Origin of the sequence: Arthrobacter sp. NPDC058097 (assembly GCF_042884885.1) — a bacterium.
In the GTDB taxonomy this organism is placed as follows: Bacteria; Actinomycetota; Actinomycetes; order Actinomycetales; family Micrococcaceae; genus Arthrobacter.
This window is the reverse complement of record NZ_JBHVSZ010000006.1, coordinates 89704-108536: the sequence shown is the minus strand read 5'-3', so window position 1 is coordinate 108536 and position 18833 is coordinate 89704. Positions and strand designations below refer to the sequence as shown.

General features: G+C 62.6%; 20 protein-coding genes and 1 tRNA gene. 12 read left to right on the top strand and 9 right to left on the bottom strand.

Annotated elements, in window-relative coordinates:
• The first annotated feature begins 143 nt into the window (after window positions 1–143).
• The 3 genes from gltB (at window position 144) to pyk (ending at window position 7808) form a co-directional block, all read left to right on the top strand.
• Window positions 144–4760, top strand: coding sequence for a glutamate synthase large subunit (gltB, locus tag ACFVTE_RS12045; RefSeq protein ID WP_387100686.1), 4617 nt, complete (start codon window positions 144–146; stop codon window positions 4758–4760).
• Complete coding sequence (locus tag ACFVTE_RS12040; RefSeq protein WP_387100685.1) at window positions 4753–6210, top strand: glutamate synthase subunit beta; 1458 nt, start codon at window positions 4753–4755, stop codon at window positions 6208–6210. Before gltB ends, ACFVTE_RS12040 begins: the two co-directional genes overlap by 8 nt.
• A gap of 83 nt (window positions 6211–6293) precedes the next feature.
• Window positions 6294–7808 carry a pyruvate kinase gene (pyk, locus tag ACFVTE_RS12035; protein ID WP_387100684.1) on the top strand — a complete coding sequence of 505 codons (1515 nt, stop codon included), beginning with the start codon at window positions 6294–6296 and terminating at the stop codon, window positions 7806–7808.
• Between the two features lie 131 nt (window positions 7809–7939).
• On the opposite strand, the gene ACFVTE_RS12030 is transcribed toward pyk, so the two are convergent.
• Complete coding sequence (locus tag ACFVTE_RS12030) at window positions 7940–8545, bottom strand: ANTAR domain-containing response regulator (protein WP_306922492.1); 606 nt, start codon at window positions 8543–8545, stop codon at window positions 7940–7942.
• Window positions 8546–8751: 206 nt separating this feature from the next.
• Here ACFVTE_RS12030 and ACFVTE_RS12025 point away from each other — a divergent pair.
• From ACFVTE_RS12025 to ACFVTE_RS12015, 3 genes are all read left to right on the top strand, one after another.
• Window positions 8752–8833, top strand: a tRNA-Leu gene (locus tag ACFVTE_RS12025).
• Between the two features lie 88 nt (window positions 8834–8921).
• Window positions 8922–9197, top strand: coding sequence for a hypothetical protein (locus ACFVTE_RS12020; protein ID WP_387100683.1), 276 nt, complete (start codon window positions 8922–8924; stop codon window positions 9195–9197).
• 6 nt (window positions 9198–9203) lie between these two features.
• Entirely contained in the window at window positions 9204–10052 is an 849-nt protein-coding gene (locus ACFVTE_RS12015) for a tyrosine-type recombinase/integrase (protein WP_387100681.1), read from the top strand.
• A gap of 17 nt (window positions 10053–10069) precedes the next feature.
• Here the strand turns inward: ACFVTE_RS12015 and ACFVTE_RS12010 are convergent, their stop codons facing one another.
• From ACFVTE_RS12010 to ACFVTE_RS12000, 3 genes are all read right to left on the bottom strand, one after another.
• Window positions 10070–10315 carry a hypothetical protein gene (locus ACFVTE_RS12010; RefSeq protein WP_387100679.1) on the bottom strand — a complete coding sequence of 82 codons (246 nt, stop codon included), beginning with the start codon at window positions 10313–10315 and terminating at the stop codon, window positions 10070–10072.
• Between the two features lie 190 nt (window positions 10316–10505).
• Window positions 10506–10721, bottom strand: coding sequence for a helix-turn-helix domain-containing protein (locus ACFVTE_RS12005; RefSeq protein ID WP_387100677.1), 216 nt, complete (start codon window positions 10719–10721; stop codon window positions 10506–10508).
• Window positions 10718–11026 carry an ArsR family transcriptional regulator gene (locus ACFVTE_RS12000; RefSeq protein ID WP_387100967.1) on the bottom strand — a complete coding sequence of 103 codons (309 nt, stop codon included), beginning with the start codon at window positions 11024–11026 and terminating at the stop codon, window positions 10718–10720. Before ACFVTE_RS12000 ends, ACFVTE_RS12005 begins: the two co-directional genes overlap by 4 nt.
• Window positions 11027–11208: 182 nt before the next feature.
• Here ACFVTE_RS12000 and ACFVTE_RS11995 point away from each other — a divergent pair, with 182 nt between their 5' ends.
• On the top strand, window positions 11209–11550 hold the full coding sequence (locus ACFVTE_RS11995) for a hypothetical protein (RefSeq protein ID WP_387100675.1): 342 nt from the start codon (window positions 11209–11211) through the stop codon (window positions 11548–11550).
• A gap of 39 nt (window positions 11551–11589) precedes the next feature.
• Window positions 11590–12093, top strand: coding sequence for a hypothetical protein (locus ACFVTE_RS11990; protein ID WP_387100673.1), 504 nt, complete (start codon window positions 11590–11592; stop codon window positions 12091–12093).
• Here ACFVTE_RS11990 and ACFVTE_RS11985 read toward each other — a convergent pair.
• Window positions 12047–12370: an ArsR/SmtB family transcription factor gene (locus ACFVTE_RS11985; RefSeq protein WP_387100671.1), complete on the bottom strand. Its 324-nt coding sequence runs from the start codon at window positions 12368–12370 to the stop codon at window positions 12047–12049. The two genes, ACFVTE_RS11990 and ACFVTE_RS11985, sit on opposite strands and share 47 nt — an antisense overlap.
• Window positions 12371–12563: 193 nt before the next feature.
• On the opposite strand from ACFVTE_RS11985, the gene ACFVTE_RS11980 reads away from it, so the two are divergent.
• The 4 genes from ACFVTE_RS11980 (at window position 12564) to ACFVTE_RS11965 (ending at window position 16253) form a co-directional block, all read left to right on the top strand.
• Window positions 12564–13469 carry a sigma factor gene (locus tag ACFVTE_RS11980; protein ID WP_387100669.1) on the top strand — a complete coding sequence of 302 codons (906 nt, stop codon included), beginning with the start codon at window positions 12564–12566 and terminating at the stop codon, window positions 13467–13469.
• Window positions 13470–13748: 279 nt separating this feature from the next.
• On the top strand, window positions 13749–14231 hold the full coding sequence (locus tag ACFVTE_RS11975) for a hypothetical protein (protein WP_387100668.1): 483 nt from the start codon (window positions 13749–13751) through the stop codon (window positions 14229–14231).
• The gene (locus ACFVTE_RS11970; protein WP_387100666.1) at window positions 14231–15346 is read left to right on the top strand and encodes a C40 family peptidase; all 1116 of its coding nucleotides are present in this window, start codon (window positions 14231–14233) and stop codon (window positions 15344–15346) included. Before ACFVTE_RS11975 ends, ACFVTE_RS11970 begins: the two co-directional genes overlap by 1 nt.
• 154 nt (window positions 15347–15500) lie before the next feature.
• Window positions 15501–16253, top strand: a complete 753-nt coding sequence (locus ACFVTE_RS11965) for a DUF2971 domain-containing protein (RefSeq protein ID WP_387100664.1) — start codon at window positions 15501–15503, stop codon at window positions 16251–16253.
• Between the two features lie 125 nt (window positions 16254–16378).
• Here the strand turns inward: ACFVTE_RS11965 and ACFVTE_RS11960 are convergent, their stop codons facing one another.
• The 4 genes from ACFVTE_RS11960 to ACFVTE_RS11945 form a co-directional block, all read right to left on the bottom strand.
• On the bottom strand, window positions 16379–16663 hold the full coding sequence (locus ACFVTE_RS11960; RefSeq protein WP_387100662.1) for a hypothetical protein: 285 nt from the start codon (window positions 16661–16663) through the stop codon (window positions 16379–16381).
• A gap of 112 nt (window positions 16664–16775) precedes the next feature.
• A complete protein-coding gene (locus ACFVTE_RS11955) occupies window positions 16776–17282 on the bottom strand; it encodes a Pycsar system effector family protein (protein WP_387100661.1) in 507 nt (168 codons plus the stop codon).
• The gene (locus tag ACFVTE_RS11950; RefSeq protein WP_387100659.1) at window positions 17283–17984 is read right to left on the bottom strand and encodes an adenylate/guanylate cyclase domain-containing protein; all 702 of its coding nucleotides are present in this window, start codon (window positions 17982–17984) and stop codon (window positions 17283–17285) included. It lies immediately after the preceding gene.
• A 38-nt stretch (window positions 17985–18022) separates the two neighbouring features.
• Window positions 18023–18763 carry an adenylate/guanylate cyclase domain-containing protein gene (locus ACFVTE_RS11945; protein ID WP_387100657.1) on the bottom strand — a complete coding sequence of 247 codons (741 nt, stop codon included), beginning with the start codon at window positions 18761–18763 and terminating at the stop codon, window positions 18023–18025.
• Window positions 18764–18833: the final 70 nt, after the last annotated feature.

Here is an 18833-nt window from a genome sequence, read left to right as displayed (position 1 = left end):
TGCGTAACTGTTAGTTCAGCGCGTATGCCTGCCCTACAATTTCCAGTAAGCAGTAACACTTTGTTGTGCCCATCACAGAGGCGCTCTGAGTGGGGCCAACGTTGTCCCTTCCATACGCACGATCAGGAGGAAGGACGTCTCCCATGACCCAAACTCTTTCAAGCCCCCGCTGGTCCGAACCGAACCAGCCGGACGCCGCCATGTCGCCGTTCAAGCGGTTTGCGGCGCTCCCCGAGGCATCCGGGCTGTACAACCCGGAGCAGGAGAAGGACGCCTGCGGTCTTGCGATTATCGCCACCCTGCGCGGCGAGCCCGGCTACGACATTGTCGACGCCGCCCTTACCGCCCTGCGCAACCTCGAACACCGCGGTGCCGTCGGTGCCGATGAGGGAACGGGTGATGGCGCCGGCCTCCTGATGCAGGTACCGGACGAGTTCTTCCGTGCCGTTACCGAATTCGAACTTCCTGGCCCTGGCCAGTACGTGGTGGGCACTGCCTTCCTGCCTGCCGAACAGCGCGAAGCCGACGCCGCCAAGGCCGGCATCGAGGGGCTGGCCGCCGACGAGGGTCTTACCGTCCTGGGCTGGCGCGAGGTTCCCGTCGTCGCCGACCTGGTCGGCGCCATGGCGCGCGCCTGCATGCCGTACTTCTCGCAGCCGTTCTTCGCCTCGGCCACCGGCGAACAGCTGGACCGCAACGACCTGGACGGCCGTGCCTGGCGGATCCGCAAGCGCGCCCAGAACAAGTTCGGTGTGTACTTCCCGTCGCTGTCCTCCCGGACCATCGTCTACAAGGGCATGCTGACCACCGCGCAGCTGGAGCCGTTCTACCCGGACCTGTCGGACAAGCGCTTCAAGACCAAGCTGGCGATCGTCCACTCGCGCTTCTCCACCAACACCTTCCCGTCCTGGCCGCTGGCCCAGCCGTTCCGCACCATCGCCCACAACGGTGAGATCAACACCGTCAAGGGCAACCGGAACTGGATGCGTGCCCGCCAGTCGCAGCTGGCCAACCCGCTGCTGGGCGACTCGCCCGAAGAGCTGTTCCCGATCTGCACCCCCGGTGCGTCCGATTCCGCGTCCTTCGACGAGGTGGCCGAACTGCTGTGGCTGTCCGGCCGCCCCATCACGCACGCCATCATGATGATGATCCCCGAGGCCTGGGAAAACCACGCCACGATGGATCCGGCACGCCGTGCGTTCTATGAGTACCACTCCCTCCTGATGGAACCCTGGGACGGCCCCGCCGCCGTGTCGTTCACCGACGGCGCCCTCGTGGGCGCCACCCTGGACCGCAACGGCCTGCGCCCCGGCCGGTACTGGATCACCGAGGACGGCCTGGTCGTCTTCGCCTCCGAGGTGGGCGTCATCGACGTCGAACCCTCCAAGGTGGTCAAGAAGGGCCGCGTCTCGCCCGGCAAGATGTTCCTGGTGGACACCGAAGCCGGACGCATCATCGGCGACGACGAGGTCAAGGCCGAGGTCGCCGCGGCGAACCCCTGGGCCGAGTGGGTCAAGGACAACCTGATCGACCTCAACGAGCTGCCGGAACGCGAGCACGTGGTGCACACGGCTGCGTCCGTGAACATCCGCCAGCGCACCTTCGGCTACACCACCGAAGAGCTGAAGATCCTGCTGGGCCCGATGGCCCGCACCGGTGCCGAGCCGCTGGGCGCCATGGGCTCCGACACCCCCGTGGCCGTACTGTCCAAGCGCCCGCGCCTGCTCTTCGACTACTTCGTGCAGTCCTTCGCGCAGGTCACCAACCCGCCGCTGGACGCCATCCGTGAAGAGCTGGTCACGTCCCTGACCTGCGCCATCGGTCCCAACGGTAACCTCCTGGACACCAAGCAGGTGCGCCAGCCGCAGGTTTCGCTGCCGTTCCCGGTGATCAACAACGACCAGCTCGCTAAGATCGCCAACATCGAAGACGCCGAGGGCAACCGGGTGGCCATGAAGGTCCGCGGCCTCTACCGCCCCGAAGGCGGCGAGAACGCCCTGCGCGCCCGGCTCACGGAAATCTGCGAGCAGGTGTCCGGCGCCATCAACCGCGGCGTGCAGTACGTGGTCCTCTCCGACCGTGACTCCAACGCACAGTGGGCCCCGATCCCGTCCCTGCTGCTGGTCAGCGCCGTGCACCACCACCTGCTGCGCAGCGCCAACCGCACCAAGACCGCCCTGGTGGTCGAGGCCGGCGACGTCCGCGAGACGCACCACGTTGCAGTGCTCGTGGGCTACGGCGCGTCTGCCGTGAACCCGTACCTCGCCATGGAATCCGTCGAGCAGCTCATCGCTGCGGGCGACGTGGTGGGCGTGACCCCGCAGGACGGTGTCTACAACCTGATCAAGGGCCTCGGCAAGGGCGTCCTGAAGATCATGTCCAAGATGGGCATCTCCACCGTGGCGTCCTACACCGGCGCCCAGACGTTCGAAGCGCTGGGCCTGGGCCAGGAGCTCGTGGACGAATTCTTCGCCGGCACGCACTCCCAGCTGGGCGGCGTGGGCCTGGACGTCATCGCGGCCGAGGTTTCCGCGCGGCACCAGATGGCCTACCCGGAGGGCGGCATCGAGCAGCCACACCGTCCCCTGCTGGGCGGCGGCGAGTACCAGTGGCGCCGCGACGGCGAACCGCACCTCTTCAACCCGGAGACCGTCTTCCGGCTGCAGCACGCCACGCGTGAGCGCCGCTACGACATCTTCAAGGCCTACACCAAGGGCGTGGACGACCAGTCCGAGAACCTGATGACCCTCCGTGGTCTGCTCAAGTTCAAGGACGGCGTGCGCCCGGCCGTGCCGCTTGAGGAAGTCGAGCCGGTCTCCAGCATCGTCAAGCGCTTCTCCACGGGTGCCATGAGCTACGGCTCCATCTCCAAGGAAGCCCACGAGACCCTCGCGATCGCCATGAACCGGCTCGGCGGCAAGTCCAACACCGGTGAGGGCGGCGAGGACGTCGACCGCCTGCTGGACCCGGAGCGCCGTTCCGCCGTCAAGCAGATTGCCTCCGGCCGCTTCGGCGTCACGAGCCTCTACCTGAGCAACGCGGACGACATCCAGATCAAGATGGCCCAGGGCGCCAAGCCCGGCGAAGGCGGCCAGCTGATGGCCCAGAAGGTTTACCCCTGGGTTGCTCGGACGCGGCACTCGACCCCCGGCGTCGGACTCATCTCCCCGCCCCCGCACCACGACATCTACTCGATCGAGGACCTCGCGCAGCTCATCTACGATGCCAAGCGCGCGAACCCCTCCGCCCGGGTGCACGTCAAGCTCGTCTCCGAGGTGGGCATTGGCACAGTTGCCGCCGGCGTGACCAAGGCCAAGGCCGACGTCGTGCTTGTTTCCGGCCACGACGGCGGTACCGGCGCCTCGCCGCTGAACTCGCTCAAGCACGCCGGTGTGCCGTGGGAGCTGGGTCTCGCAGAGACCCAGCAGACCCTCATGCTCAACGGCCTGCGCGACCGCGTGGTGGTACAGGTGGACGGCCAGCTCAAGACGGGACGCGACGTCGTCATTGCCGCGCTGCTCGGCGGCGAGGAGTTCGGCTTCGCCACGGCACCGCTGGTGGTTGAGGGCTGCATCATGATGCGCGTTTGCCACCTGGACACGTGCCCGGTGGGCGTCGCCACCCAGAACCCTGAGCTGCGCGCCCGTTTCAGCGGCAAGCCGGAGTTCGTGGTGAACTTCTTCGAGTTCCTGGCCGAGGAAGTCCGCGAGATCCTCGCGGAGCTCGGTTTCCGGAGCATCGAGGAAGCGATCGGCCATGCCGAAATGCTGGACACCCAGGAGGCGATCAGCCACTGGAAGGCCGAGGGCCTGGACCTGGATCCGATCCTGCACGGCCTCGAGTTCGACGACGACGCCCCGCTGCGGAACCTGACCGGCCAGAACCACGAACTGGACAAGCACTTCGACCAGCGGCTCATCACCATGGCCGCCGAGGCGCTGACCGACCGTGCCCCGGTGAAGATCACGGTTGACGTCATCAACACGGACCGCTCGGTGGGCACCATGCTGGGCCACGTCGTGACCAAGACGTTCGGCACGGACGTGCTGGCCACGGACACCATCGACATCACACTGAACGGCACCGCCGGTCAGTCGCTGGGCGCCTTCCTGCCTGCCGGCATTACGCTGCGCCTGTACGGCGACTCCAACGACTACGTCGGCAAGGGTCTGTCCGGCGGCCGGATCATCGTCCGGCCGGACCGCTCCAACGTGTTCCAGGCCGAGCGCAACGTGGTTGCCGGCAACGTGATCGGCTACGGCGCGACGAGCGGCGAGCTGTTCCTGCGCGGCCAGGTGGGCGAACGCTTCCTGGTCCGCAACTCGGGCGCCACCGCTGTTGTCGAAGGCATCGGCGACCACGGCTGCGAGTACATGACCGGCGGCCAGACGCTGATCATCGGCCGCACCGGCCGCAACTTCGGCGCCGGCATGTCAGGCGGCACGGCCTACGTGCTGGACCTGCGGACGGAACGCGTCAACAAGCAGGCCCTCGAGTCCGGCGAGCTCCAGCTCCTCGAGCTGGACGCCGAGGACCGCGACATTGTCCACGGCCTGCTGGTCAAGCACGTGGAGGAAACCGAATCCCAGCTGGCGGCGCGTCTGCTCGACAACTTCGACGACACCGCTGCCCGCATTACCAAGGTGCTGCCGCGCGACTACGCTGCAGTGCTGCAAACCCGTCTTGACGCCATCGAAGAGGGCCTTGACCCCGATGGCGAAGAAGTTTGGTCTCGAATCCTGGAGGTGACCGGTGGCTGATCCACGCGGATTTCTGAAAGTACGTCAGCGTGAAACCCAGCCGCGCCGTCCCGTTCCCGTCCGCATCATGGACTGGAAGGAAGTTTACGAGGCCCAGGAAAAGGGTGTCCTGAAGAGCCAGGCCGGCCGCTGCATGGACTGCGGCGTGCCGTTCTGCCACCAGGGCTGCCCGCTGGGGAACCTGATTCCCGAGTGGAACGACCTCGTGTGGCGGGACAAGGGCGAGGAAGCGATTGAGCGGCTGCACGCCACCAACAACTTCCCCGAATGGACCGGCCGGCTGTGCCCCGCCCCGTGCGAGGCGTCGTGCGTGCTTGGCATCAACCAGCCAGCCGTGACCATCAAGCAGGTCGAGGTGTCCATCATCGATGAGGCCTTCGACAACGGCTGGGTCAACCCGCTGCCGCCGCACCGCCTCACCGGCAAGACGGTCGCCGTCGTCGGTTCCGGCCCTGCAGGGCTGGCGGCTGCACAGCAGCTGACCCGCGTCGGCCACACCGTGGCCGTGTACGAGCGGGACGACAAGATCGGCGGGCTGCTGCGGTACGGCATCCCCGACTTCAAGATGGAAAAAGAGCAGGTGGACCGCCGGCTCGAGCAGATGAAGGCCGAGGGCACCCGCTTCCGCACCGGCGTCGCCGTCGGTACGGATGTCACCTGGGAGCAGCTGCGCCGCCGCTACGACGCCGTGGTCATCGCCACCGGCGCCACAGTGCCGCGTGACCTGCCGATCCCGGGCCGCGACCTCGACGGCGTGCACTTCGCCATGGATTACCTGGTGCCTTCCAACCGCGTGGTGGCGGGGGAGTCCCCGGAGAACCACATCGACGCCCGCGGCAAGCACGTCGTGATCCTCGGCGGAGGCGACACCGGTGCGGACTGCATCGGCACGGCGCACCGCCACCAGGCAGCCTCGGTGACCACCCTGGCGATCGGCAAGCAGCCGCCGCTGGAGCGTGCCGGCCACCAGCCGTGGCCGACGTTCCCCACCCTCTTCGAGGTGGCCAGCGCCCACGAGGAAGGCGGTGAGCGCACATACCTTGCCTCCACCGTTGAATTTGTGGGCGAGGACGGCAAACTGACCGGCGTCAAGGTTGCGGAGACCGAATTCGTTGACGGCAAGCGCCTCCCCAAGGCGGGCACCGAGCGGATCATCCCGGCCGACCTGGTGTTCCTGTCCCTGGGCTTCACCGGCGCGGAACCGGCCGGCATCACCGAGCAGGTCAACGCAGAGTTCGACGGCCGCGGCAACGTGGCGCGCGACGGCTACTACATGACCAACACCGAGGGTGTCTTCGTGGCAGGCGACGCCGGCCGCGGACAGTCCCTGATCGTGTGGGCCATCGCCGAAGGCCGTGCCGCCGCTGCTGCCGTGGACAAGTACCTGATGGGCAGCACCATCCTTCCTGCACCTGTGGCTCCGACGGACCGCGCCATCGCCGTCCTGTAACGCGCCTTCCTTCGTGGCGGCCGACCCGGGGAATTCATCTCCGCGACAACTTAACCAATGCAAGTGACAAATAGGGTAGGTATATGAGACGCGCAAAGATTGTGGCCACCTTCGGACCGGCCATTGCCAGCTACGAAAACACCCTCGCGGTGCTGGAAGCCGGCGTTGATGTAGCCCGCATGAACATGAGCCACGGCGACTACTCCGTGCACGACAACACCTATGAGAACGTCCGCAAGGCAGCGTCCGACCTGGGCAAGGCCGTGGCGATCATGGCCGACCTGCAGGGCCCCAAGATCCGCCTGGGCCGCTTTGTTGACGGTCCGCACCAGCTGGCCGTGGGGGACATCTTCACGATCACCACTGAAGACGTGCCCGGCACCAAGGAGATCTGCTCCACCACCCTCAAGAGCCTCACCGAGGACGTCAACCCGGGCGACGCCCTGCTGATCGACGACGGCAAGGTGGCGCTGCGCGCCATCGAGGTGGACGACGTGAAGGTTGTCGCCAAGGTGACCGTGGGCGGGTTTGTGTCCAACAACAAGGGCATTAACCTCCCAGGTGTCGCCGTCAACGTCCCCGCGCTGAGCGAAAAGGACGAGGACGACCTGCGCTGGGCCATCCGCCGCGGCGTGGACCTCGTTGCCCTGTCCTTCGTCCGTGACGCTGCCGACATCAAGCGCGTCCACGAGATCATGGACGAAGAAGGCCGCCGGGTTCCGGTGATCGCCAAGATTGAGAAGCCGCAGGCCGTGGAGCAGCTCCACGAGATCATCGACGCATTCGACGCGATCATGGTGGCCCGTGGCGACCTCGGCGTGGAGCTTCCGCTGGAGGAAGTGCCGATCGTGCAGAAGCGCGCCATTGAACTGGCACGCCGCTGGGCGAAGCCGGTCATCGTGGCCACGCAGGTGCTGGAATCGATGATCGACAACCCGCGACCGACCCGTGCAGAGGCTTCCGACTGTGCCAACGCGGTGCTCGACGGCGCCGACGCGGTCATGCTGTCCGGTGAGACCAGCGTGGGCAAGTACCCGATCGAGACGGTCAAGACCATGGCCCGGATCATCGAGTCCACCGAGGAGCACGGCCTGGAGCGCGTCCCCCCGCTGGGAACCAAGCCCAAGACCCGTGGTGGCGCTATCACGCGTGCCGCCGTCGAAATCGCCGACCAGCTGGACGCCAAGTACATCTGTACGTTCACGCAGTCCGGTGACTCGGCACGCCGCCTGTCCCGCCTCCGCCCGATCAAGCCGGTCTTCGCGTTCACCCCGGTGGAGCACGTGTGGAACCAGCTGGCGCTGACCTGGGGTATCCAGCCGCAGCTGGTGGCCATGGTGGGCCACACGGATGAAATGACCGCACAGGTGGACCAGAGCCTATTGGACATGAACTTGGTGGAAGACGGCGATCTCGTGGTCATCGCTGCCGGTTCCCCTCCCGGAAAGGCGGGTTCGACCAATTCGCTGAAGGTCCACAAGGTGGGCGACCTCGCCGACACGTCCCGCACGGGCGAGGCCGCCGAGAAGAAGGAAAAGCTCGGCCCGTGGCCGGAAAAGAAGAAGAAGAACAAGGCTCCGGTCCCTCCTGTTGAGTAGGCCGGCCTGAAGGGGACCCCTGTCACCGTTGGTGGCGGGGGTCCTTTCTTTTGTTTTTCGTGGCCTCCGTGGCACGAAGAAGGACCCCGGCGCTTTGCCGGGGTCCTTCTTCGTTTTGCTGCTTTTTGGCGCTAGTTGACCTGGTTGATGATGGTCTCGGCCACTTCGCGCATGCTGAGGCGGCGGTCCATCGAGGTCTTCTGGATCCAGCGGAAGGCTTCAGGCTCCGTCAGGCCCATCTTGGTGGTCAGCAGGCTCTTGGCGCGTTCCACGAGCTTGCGGGTGGCGAACTGCTCCTGCAGGTCGGTGACCTCGGCTTCGAGGGCCTTGATCTCCTCGTGGCGGGACAGCGCGATCTCCAGGGCGGGGATCAGGTCGGCCGGGGTGAACGGCTTCACCACGTAGGCCATGGCGCCGGCGTCGCGGGCGCGCTCCACGAGTTCCTTCTGGCTGAAGGCCGTCAGCAGGACCACGGGGGCGATGCGTGCCTTGACGATCTTCTCGGCCGCGGAGATGCCGTCCATGACGGGCATCTTGACGTCCATGAGGACCAGGTCCGGCTTGAGCTCTTCGGCCAGCTGCACGGCCTTCTCGCCGTTATCGGCCTCGCCGATGACGTCGTAGCCTTCGCCCCGCAGGATTTCGATGATGTCCAGGCGGATGAGGGTTTCGTCTTCGGCCACGACGACGCGGCGCGCCGGCTGGGACGTTTTGTTTGACTCCGTCGGTTCTGACACGGGATCTCCTTGAAAAGGTACGGCGGGACTATGACTATCTTAGTTGGGCCCCGCGCTTGTACTTGGATCGGCATGGCTTGTTGCGACGGCGGTGGCGCGATTCTGGGTTTTAGCCTATCTGCATGTAGAGTAAATCCGCGCACTGGTAGTGGCTGCGTTGCTCACACTTTGCTGTGAGCCTACGATTGTTACTCCGTGTACTCCGCGCCCGAGTGGCGGAATTGGCAGACGCGCCGCACTCAAAATGCGGTATCGAAAGGTGTGTGGGTTCGAGTCCCACCTCGGGCACAGTGTTTTCGCAGGTCAGGGGCCTATTGGCCCGGAGGGCGTGCACAAAAGCTCGTTTTCCGTGCACACCAGGCCTAAAATTTTGCCCATGGCCAGCATTTGGGAGCGCAAAAAAGCGGACGGATCGACCTCGTTCACAGTCCGCTGGCGCAACCCGAAAACGAAGAAGCAAGAAGGAATCACCTTCTCCACCGCCGCCGAAGCCCAAACGCTTAAACGGCTCCTGGACGCGAACGATCAATCGTTCGAAATCGCGCAGCACGCGATGGTCAAGAATCAGACGAAGGCCCCAACTGTCGCGGCCGTGATTCAGGAGCACATCGATCTGCTGGTGCGGCCGTCCGTAGGGACGGTCCACACGTAGCAAACGATGCTGAAGCTGCATATCGCCGACGTCATAGGGCACAGCCCCGTCGACAAGCTTGATTATCGGCACGTGACCCACTGGATCAAGTCGATGCAGGCTAAGGGCAGGTCGCCCAAGACGATCAAGAACAACCATGCCCTGATCTATGGCGCCATGGAGACGGCCGTTATGCTGCGCTACCGGAAGGACAACCCGTGCCAGCGTGTTCAGCTTCCGTCCAGTGAGAAGGCGGAGGACGAGGCCCGGTTCCTGACGCATGCTGAATTCGGGCTCATCCTCGAGTGCATGGGGGAGCGGTACAAGGCATTTACAGAGTTCCTGGTTATGACTGGGCTCCGCTTTGGAGAGGCGACTGCCGTCACTGTGGCGGACGTGGATCTCTTGTCCAAGCCGGCGACGATCCGGATCAACAAGGCGTGGAAACGCGGCACTAATTCCGAGTACTACATCGGCGCGACCAAGACGGGTGCCGGGAAGCGGACGGTATCGCTCAACCCCCACCTGGTGGACATCCTCGTCCCGCTGGTGGCCAGCCGCCCCGGGACCGACCTGCTTTTCACGACCCCCAAGGGTGAGCGGATTATTCACAAGCTCTACTGGCATCACTACTGGGTTCCCGCAGTGGAGACCGCCCAAGCCCGCGGGCTGACCAAGTCGCCGCGTATTCACGATCTGCGCCATACCCATGCGTCCTGGCTGATCCAGGACGGCGTATCCCTGTTCACCGTGTCCAGGCGCCTGGGGCACGCATCTACGCGTACGACGGAGCAGGTCTACGGACACCTAATGCCGCAAGCCCTTCAGGATGCCGCGGACGCCGTCGAGCGCTCCGCTGCTGTCTGGCGCAGCTGACTAGGATCGTCTCGCAGCTACGAGGATTTCTGGCGTGCCTGGGCCCGGCTCCCAATCACCCGGACGGATGACGGTGCCTGAGCTGTGCGTCGGACTTCGCGCAGCTGGGCAATCTCTTTCAGGTGGACCGAGGTAAACACGATCTTTCCCTTGCCCCAGACGGAGTGCGGGAAGTCGCCCTTGGCGGCCCCGTCGCGGAGCCAGGCCTCGGAACACTTGAGGACTGAAGCAGCCTCGGCAGGTTCGAAGAATTCGAGTTTCATGCTGCTTCGGTCCCTTCGTCGATGGCGGCCTTGCCCCCGTTTGATCCAGCACTAGCTCATGGAATCAGCACTCGCTGGCTGCATGACCGGATTGTCGTCGGGAGGGTTTGCTTGCGGTCCCTAGGCGCCATGAGGTGCGACCATGTTCCTCGGGCATGGGGCCCGCTGTTCATAGTCCAGGGTTCGAGATCTATTCCTCGGCGTGCAGGGCGAGCCAGGCGACAAAGTCGCTGCGGTTGATTCGAAGGTGCCGGCCGATTCGATAGGCCCGCGGCCCGACGTGCTTGGCACGCCACTGGTAGAAAGTCTGTTCAGGGATCTGTAGCTGCGCGCAGATTTCCTTGGGAGTCAGCCATGTTTCATCCGTGGCTTCGGTGTTGTGACTGCGTTCTGGAAGTGAGGTCATATGGGTCTCCGTCGTGCTTGCCAGCACGATGGCCAGCTCGGTTCCTGGTTCATGGGGGAAGAGCCCACGGGCGGCATGACGGTGCCGGTGAAGCTTTCTGCGAGGGCTTCAACCTGCCGCTGGACTTGCTCGGGCAAAGCGTCGAACTGACTGGCGGAGTGCTGCACCAGACCGGCTCGCCGCAGAAGCAACAGTTGTCGGCGAATCGTGGATGGAGACGCACGAAGCCCTGTGCCGATCTGACCGCAGGTTGATGGCCCGTTCCGCAGTAGGAAACGGATAATTTGGCTTCGCGTTCGGTTCATCAGGATGTTCGACATGGAGAGACCACAACCCAAGAATGTGCGGGACCTGCTGCTGTAGACGGGTCTACAGCAGCAGGTTACTCTCGGCACGATCATGTTGGAAGAGGCGCGCCGTGGAAATGATCTCGAGCAGAATCGGATAGTCGGGCGGCGGCGAGCCTCCTGACGGTGAGGGGCTCGACATGCAGGACCATCCGCAAATCACAGCCTTCTTGGAGGCGGCCACAATCCTCCACGCTGATCGCTACTGGCACTGCGGTTCACGTGGAGAGCAGGTGGAGCTGCTGCGGGCGCTGAGGGACGTCCTTACAGAAGTTTGCTTCCAGCTGGATGTTCACGGCGTGCTGCCGCAGGCTGTTCTACAGATTTGCCAGGATCTGGCTGGTCCGGGAATCCGCGACGTGCCAGCCGCGCCGTCGGCCGGCTTCGTGCTGGTGTCTTACCTGGATGCCCGGATCGAGCAGTTGATTGCCGACTCGAACGACTCAGGGAATACTGGGGCGGAGGGGAGCCGCGGGTACTGACAGGCGCCGCCGGTCCCGCATGCTGATCGAGGAGGGCCAATGTGGGGTGCCGAGTCTGGGCGTGGTGATGCACTGTCCCCGCAGGCCCAGCTGGCACGTCGGCTGAATCTGCTACTCGATGCTGCGGTTGCCGAACGGGGCAAGCCCTTGACGTTCAGGGAAGTTCAGGCCGAGCTCGCGGATAGGGGCATCAAGTTGTCCCGTGCACGCTGGTTTTACATGAAAGAGGGAACAGGCCGCCTGGTCAGGGACCCGGCTTTGCTCGCGGGGTTGTGCAGCATCTTCAAGGTCGACCCCTCGTATCTGCTCGGGAACGACACCGAGCTGCCCGAGCGCATTGATTCGCAGCTCGAATTCGTTAAGTCTCTGAGGGCGGCTCGAGTGAAGTCCTTCGCCGCCCGGACCCTGGGGGACGTGTCGCCTGAGACGTTGAGGGCCATCTCTGAATATCTGAACAAGGACATTGGGCGGCATCCCGAGGTCGAGCAAGCTGCCGCTAGTCCTCCAGAAGATACTCAAGGTGGGCAGCCAGAAGTTCCCTGATCCGTGCTGGGCTTGCTGAATATCGGGGTGACCTGCCGTGCCGTCTTCCAGGTTCTACGTCGACTACAACGGCGCCAGCTTCCTCAAGCGCAAGCAGGTGCTTCGCAACGCTCGGCTCGCCGGCGCTGACCGCCGCCACGATATCCCCTCTGGTTGCCGGGCCATGCGCTGAAAGATAGCGCAGGATCTCATTCCGTGCTCTGTTGCCGAACGTGGCCACGGCAGCTTCGACGTCGGCGGACCAGGCGTCGTCGTGAGGCTGCGTAATCCTAGGCATAGGACCATTCTTGTCGAAGGCCGCTGGAAAAGTAAGTCTCGCAGTCTTGACGATACTTTAGTTATCTTTGACAATAGTTTCCGTAGTCTCTTTGTAGTCGTGGTTGGTCCTGATTATTTGCCACCACACCGGAGGCGCCGGACTCGCCGGGCGCCGGAACTTATTGGATCGTCTACGCAAAGCGGTGAAGACCATGCGAGTCGAAACCAGGGCAGATCAAGCCCGGCAAGATCACGAAATCAAGATTGACGTCGATGTTTCCCTGCGCAGGGCCCCAGAAGCCGCTGCAGCTGCGATCCCGGTGGATCAGATAATGGTCGCCGTTGAAAGCGTGCGTGGATATGTCGTTTCGCACCTAGGTCGCATAGGCCGGGCCTCCGACGCGGACGACGTACTGCAAGACATTAGAGTCGCCGTGTGGGACGGAGTAGCGCGGGGCCGCTATCGCCCACTCCCCGGCGTTCCCTTCGGCGCATGGGTCCAGGGAATCTGCACGAACGTGTGCGCCGCTCACATCCGCTGGGAGATGAGCCATAAGACCTACCCACTACTCGGTGATCCTGCGGCCTGCAACGGAACGGCGTCCCTGGACGCTGCCGTGCTCCTTGGCATGGACCGAGCTGGGGGTCGCAGTTGCGAGAAAATCATCGACCAGGAGTGGGCGCGAACGATTATTGAACTGACCCGCACTAGCGTGTCAGCGAGAGATTGGGAACTCGCCCTCGCCAGCCTTGGTGGACCACGCCGATACGGTCCGCCGTCGCCGCAAGATCGCCGACGGTGGCATGCGGCCACCGTCGTGCGCCAGACGGCCCGGACCGTTGAAAAGGCCCTCGAGGTTGAGCCGGAGGCGGTCTGCAACATTGGCGAGCTTTGCGAGCAGGCGGCAGCGTGCCTGCCCACAGTGGTGCTCCGCCGAACTGCCGCCGCCATTGTCCGCCCGGGGGTGCGTGGACCAGCACGAACCACGGCTTTGGCAGCAGTGGCCGCGGAGCTTGGCGTGACTGAGCGCTATGTGGCAGTTCAGATAGGTTTCGCACGCCGGCTGTATCAGGCCGCCTGGAGAATCATCCGGGCTGGGATGCAAGGCGTTGCCTGATCATGTCCAGGGCCGGTCATCTTGCCATGAGTAGGTGAGGAGGCAGGAATGTGGTTATCGCAGATCAGGTCGCTCCCCGGACCAGGCAGGCGTCGATGGTGGTTTATTGTCATCACAGTCATGTCCCTGACCACGGTCATCTTCGTTCTTTCGCGTCCTATGGAGGCGCCTGTAACCCAGCCTGCCCCTTCGTCTCCGACGGTGGCGGCATCCCCGGAACCGACGAAACCCCTGCAGGCGGAGGCGCCAGCGACGGAGCCTTCCATCACGAGCAGCGCAATGCCGGAAAAACCCCGAACTGTCGACTATCGCAAGCTAGCCTCGGCGGCCGCGAAGGCGATCTATACATGGGATACGCGGGCGGCATCCTACTCTGAGGTCTACTCCAGGCTTCGCAGCTGGTGGAACGTACTGCCGGACGGATCCAACCCACTTGCGGTATTTGTGCAGGAGTTCGAATCGACTGGGATCAATGCTGGGAGCTATGCCTCTTTGGCTGGGCAGCAGGCGCGCCGTAGTGCGGTCGTGCAGTTTCTTCGCTGCGACGTTGAGCTGGCCAAAGTACGGGAGCGACCAGCACCGTGGGCCGGACTGCACGTGTGCACCGTTTCCCTACGGATCCTGGACCAAACGAGCTCTTCCCGCAACGTGTACACGGCGCCAGTGAGCGTCATGATGAACTGTCCGCCGGCTGAAACAGCTCCCGTCGATCACTGCCTGATGGTCGGCTTCTACGCTGCTGCGAGCAGGATCGTCTACTGATGTCGGCGGCAGCCTTGCTTGCGTCCCTGGTCAAGCGCCGTGTGATTCTGCGGACCGCGGTGGCCGCAGCTACAACCCTTGTTATGGTGGGTGCTGTTGCGTTTTCGGCCTGCGTGGTGGTGCTCGGCATGGGCAGTGTTAGTGCGGAGTTCGCCTGCCCGCCGGAGGCGACGAGTGACGGACTGGCCACCGCAGACCCCAATCCTGTGAACATTGATCCTGGCAGCCTCGCTCCAGCCGGACTGACTGCCCGGCAAGCTGCCGTTGCTCAGGGGTATATATCCGTCGGAAAACAGTTGGGGGTGCCTCGAGACGGCCAGATCGTTGCGATCATGATGGCACTGCAGGAATCGAGCCTTAGAGTCCTGGCCAACTCGAACGTTCCTGCGTCGCTTCGCTTCCCGCATGACGGCGTCGGCAGCGACCACGATTCCCTTGGCACCGCCCAGCAGCGTCCGGCAGCCGGCTGGGGGAGCGTCGAGCAGCTGATGGATCCCACGTACAACGTGCGAGCGTTCTATGGCGGCCCGGCTGGACCCAACCGCGGCAGCCCTCGCGGGTTGCTGGACATTCCAGGCTGGCAGTTCATGAGCAAAGGCCAAGCTGCACAGGCCGTCCAGGTTTCGGCGTTTCCCGAACTGTATGCCAGGTGGGAGCGCGAGGCCTCTGCCATCGTCGATGCGCTCGCCGGCGGTGTAGCGGCAAGTAGCTGTATCGAGTCACCCGATGCCTCCATACCGGTCCTCCAGCACGCGAATCTTAGTCAGATCCGAAAAGACATCCTGCGGTTCACTCAAGCAGGGCTGGGCGGCAAATACGTCTGGGGCGGGACGGCGTTCAAAGCATGGGACTGTTCGGGATATGTCCAATGGATCTACAGGCAGGCAGGAATCAATTTGCCGCGAGTAGAGCAGTGGAGGGTGGGCGTGAGGACTCGCATCCCACAGCCGGGTGACTTGGTCGTCCAGAACGCGCAGGGGCCGAACAACTGGGGGCACGTAGGCATCTACGCCGGCGACGGCAAGATGTACAGCGCGCTCAATCCTGCGGTCGGCACATTGCTGCACCCGGTCGCTTGGAATTCGGATACTGCATACTTCGATCTGCTGACGTGACTTCCGCTGCGAATATCCGCCTGGCAAGGTCGGGGTGCCCGGGCCTCGCCGCCCCCGTACACGGTGTCCCCAGATAGGACGGCAATTCTGGAAATGTCACGCTCCAAAGTCAATGAAGCATGACTCTGGTCTGCCTGCCGATAGGCTGGCCAATGTGTTTGTTTCAGATTTTCATCCCAGCTTCACGAACAAGCCGAGTGACGATGACATACTTTGGCGCTACATGGATCTTGCTCGGTTCCTCTCTTTATTAGAGGACGAGGCCATATATTTTGCCCGCGCCGACCAGATGAGTGACAAGTGGGAGGGGTCCTATAGCCAGGCCAACGTGGAGATGCGCCCTGGGCTCTACGGCGAGTTGTTTGAAAGTATGAATCGCCAGTATCCGATCATGCACGAGTCGGGACTTAGGACAACTCATATCAATTGTTGGCACGAGTCTCCGGTAGAGTCTGCTGCGATGTGGGACATCTATCAGCGTGAGGGGCGGGGGGTAGCCCTCAAGACAACGTGGTCCAATTTGATCGCGAGCATCGCTTCTGATCGGAGCATCTTCGGAGGCCGCGTCAACTACGTCGACTACAAAACACACTTCATCCCGGAGGGTAATTTCTTTGATCGGTTCATGCATAAGCGATTGAGCTTTGCTCATGAGCACGAGGTCCGTCTAATAATGATGACGGGGCGAAGCATCCCGCACCCCACGGAAGACCATAGCGCCATCTCGCTTGGCCCCGAGCCTCCTGTGATTCCCATCTCCGTTGATCTCGAGCAGTTGATTCAGGCCGTTCACGTCGCTCCGGATGCTCCTGAGTGGGTCAGCGATCTAATTCGTAAGGTGTGCAAGAGGTATGGTCACAAATTTGCCGTTCAGCAATCCGACTTGGCAAGCGACCCCATCGTCTGATTCTCGGCTCGATATTCTGCTTCATACTTCACCATGTGGGTGCACCTTTGAAGGGCATGCCTCTAGGTAGACGACGAGAGAGTCTTCACTGACGCCACCGACACAAATGGGCGGCGACGCACTTGTCAGAGCCGGCTGCTGCCCTTCCACTCTTCCGGCGTCACGCGCTTGATGCTTGACGAGTGTGCCCAACCTATGTGGTATTTGCCGGACGGATCTAGCCATTCAATCAGGCCGTAGGTGTGGGTCCAGGCCACGGCTTTACCGTAGATGCCGGTCACGTAGACGAGGGGGCGACCATATTTCGGGAAGTCGCGGACGGGAGCTGGATCGTCTATCGGCCGGGTCTTGTCGGCGTCCATACGAGCCAACATGCGTTCCATATCGTCCGGAGAGCCTGACTTGATCACCACACAATGATAGAACATATATTCGAATGAGTCTCGCCGGATTCGAGTTGACCATCAGGCGAAAGAAGTGCCTCACCTGCATATGACGACCCTTCTTTCTTGGCTATCCCAACTACAGGAATCTGAGTACCAGTGCAGCGAAGACGATGCAGACGCCACCCCCGCAACCAGCAAACATGGACAGCTGAACCCAACGATGCTTCTGCCAGGCGATCTCAGCCATGATCACGATCTGCCGGCTGATTACTGGGAGGATGTCGCCCTCCTTGAGCGTCGTGGCTAGATTCTCTGGCTCCCAATGCTGAGCATGGCCGAAGAAGATGTAGTTGTCTGGTGCCTTGCTCTTCACCAGGTCTGACTTGAGCCGGGGGATAACCACGGCGACTGCGAACACTGCTCCGACCAAGATAAGCGTCAAGCCGATTCCGTAGAACCAAGCGGCAGCCGGATCATTAAGGTCACCAAAAATCCGCCCTTGTGCGCTGAGGGCAACGGTTGAGACGATCGCCGCTGATTCAAGAGCGAACGCAAAGGACGCCTTGGCATCAACCTTGCCGGTCCAATCAACCTGAGCCGCGTGAATCTTCCACGCATTGTCGATAGCTTCCTTGTCCTCCATTCAGACTCCCCAGTTGGCTGAGGAGCGGAACAAGACTTCCTGGCGTCCACTGGGAGTGCGGGAATACTGCTTTGTCCAAAGCCGTGTGCCGTCAGCCATGAAGGCGACATTGTTGGACATGGCCTCATAGACTGCCTGGGTGATGGCCAGATCATAAGAGTCACGGATCTCGCTGAGTTTGGCCGCCTGGTTCGGTGCCTGACCAATGGAAATCAGGTCGTTGTTGTCGCGGACGCCGCCGCGAACAATTAGCGCCTCTCCGGTATCAATACCGATGCCGTGACTGATGTTGCAGAAGTCCTCCCCGTCACTCCAGGTGGCCTTGATCTTTGGCCGCAAGACTTCATAAACTGCCCAGTTGATCGCGAGAGCAGCGCGAACCGCTTGAGTTTCTTTGTCTGCTCCCATGAAGATCGCCATGACGCGGTCGCCATCGAAGCTGCGGATCTCTCCTCCAAAGTTGCGGAGGATGCGGGAGGCCGTGTTGATGTATGCGCGGATGATCTTCCCCGTGGTTTCCTTCTTTAGCGAGCTCGCCATCCTAGATGATCCGGCGAGGTCGGCGTACAGATAAGTAGCATCAACGAGCCGACCGCCGTTCTTCATTACGATGTCATCCGTCTCAGGTACCTTGGTTCCGTTAGTGATGTTCCAAGGCGCACCGAGGATCTCGGAGACGGACGTCTCGATGGATGGGTACATTCAACTTCCTGTTCTTGTTCTGCGATCAGTGCGGCACGTTAGAGCGTGCGCCGCCAACCACTTTGCCGAACGCTAACTACGTGAGGCCCCAGGACAATGTTCTTTGCCTCGCCCCACATGTGCCTGCGTGGAGTCCCGCCATACTTCTGAGGATCAGAGAGCCTGTCGTACACGCGCGTGCTGATCGTGATAGGTCCGGCTTCCGTTCCTCTCAATCCGCTCAACTTGGCTGCGATGTTGGGTGCTACGCCGATGGATATTAGATCATTGTGATTATGTTGCCCGGCTCGATTATGGACGCCCCCGCGAGCAATGAAAGCTGCACCACTGTCGATGCCGATGCCATGGCTGACCACCCATGGGGTACTCTTCGAAACCTCCAGCCGTCGCTTGACGATGGGGTTCAGCACATTCGCAACCATGTGGTTGATCTTCAGCGCAGCGTCGACGGCGTTGTTGTTCTTGGTGGCACCGATGAAGATACCCATCACTCTGTCGCCGTCGAAACTCTTTATGCTTCCGCCAGTCTCGCGGATGATCTCCGATGCACCTGCCAGATACATTCGAACCACACGGGCGGCGAAGTCAGGAAGGTATCGCTTCTGCAGGAGCGTGGCCTCCGCCAAGTCAGCGTAGAGATAGGCAGCGTCCAGCTTGACGGCGCCATTCTTCAAAGCCACGTCCTCCGTCTTTGGAACGACCTGACCATCGCGAACAACCCAAGCGGCGGTCATCAGATCTTTCAGTCGGCCCTCAACCTTTTCCCCAAAAACAGACATAATTCCCCTTTGCTGACTTGACTTTCCAACCTTACTGACCGGCACTGACAATTTCGCGCCTCGCTGGGAG

What these genes read in the sequence shown, in the direction of transcription:
- gltB (WP_387100686.1), top strand. Translation starts at nt 144, where the DNA reads ATGACCCAAACTCTTTCAAGCCCCCGCTGGTCCGAACCGAACCAGCCG.
- pyk (WP_387100684.1), top strand. Translation starts at nt 6,294, where the DNA reads ATGAGACGCGCAAAGATTGTGGCCACCTTCGGACCGGCCATTGCCAGC.
- ACFVTE_RS12020 (WP_387100683.1), top strand. Translation starts at nt 8,922, where the DNA reads ATGGCCAGCATTTGGGAGCGCAAAAAAGCGGACGGATCGACCTCGTTC.
- ACFVTE_RS12015 (WP_387100681.1), top strand. Translation starts at nt 9,204, where the DNA reads ATGCTGAAGCTGCATATCGCCGACGTCATAGGGCACAGCCCCGTCGAC.
- ACFVTE_RS12010 (WP_387100679.1), bottom strand. Translation starts at nt 10,315, where the DNA reads ATGAAACTCGAATTCTTCGAACCTGCCGAGGCTGCTTCAGTCCTCAAG.
- ACFVTE_RS12005 (WP_387100677.1), bottom strand. Translation starts at nt 10,721, where the DNA reads ATGACCTCACTTCCAGAACGCAGTCACAACACCGAAGCCACGGATGAA.
- ACFVTE_RS12000 (WP_387100967.1), bottom strand. Translation starts at nt 11,026, where the DNA reads ATGAACCGAACGCGAAGCCAAATTATCCGTTTCCTACTGCGGAACGGG.
- ACFVTE_RS11995 (WP_387100675.1), top strand. Translation starts at nt 11,209, where the DNA reads ATGCAGGACCATCCGCAAATCACAGCCTTCTTGGAGGCGGCCACAATC.
- ACFVTE_RS11990 (WP_387100673.1), top strand. Translation starts at nt 11,590, where the DNA reads ATGTGGGGTGCCGAGTCTGGGCGTGGTGATGCACTGTCCCCGCAGGCC.
- ACFVTE_RS11985 (WP_387100671.1), bottom strand. Translation starts at nt 12,370, where the DNA reads ATGCCTAGGATTACGCAGCCTCACGACGACGCCTGGTCCGCCGACGTC.
- ACFVTE_RS11980 (WP_387100669.1), top strand. Translation starts at nt 12,564, where the DNA reads ATGCGAGTCGAAACCAGGGCAGATCAAGCCCGGCAAGATCACGAAATC.
- ACFVTE_RS11975 (WP_387100668.1), top strand. Translation starts at nt 13,749, where the DNA reads ATGCCGGAAAAACCCCGAACTGTCGACTATCGCAAGCTAGCCTCGGCG.
- ACFVTE_RS11970 (WP_387100666.1), top strand. Translation starts at nt 14,231, where the DNA reads ATGTCGGCGGCAGCCTTGCTTGCGTCCCTGGTCAAGCGCCGTGTGATT.
- ACFVTE_RS11955 (WP_387100661.1), bottom strand. Translation starts at nt 17,282, where the DNA reads ATGGAGGACAAGGAAGCTATCGACAATGCGTGGAAGATTCACGCGGCT.
- ACFVTE_RS11950 (WP_387100659.1), bottom strand. Translation starts at nt 17,984, where the DNA reads ATGTACCCATCCATCGAGACGTCCGTCTCCGAGATCCTCGGTGCGCCT.
- ACFVTE_RS11945 (WP_387100657.1), bottom strand. Translation starts at nt 18,763, where the DNA reads ATGTCTGTTTTTGGGGAAAAGGTTGAGGGCCGACTGAAAGATCTGATG.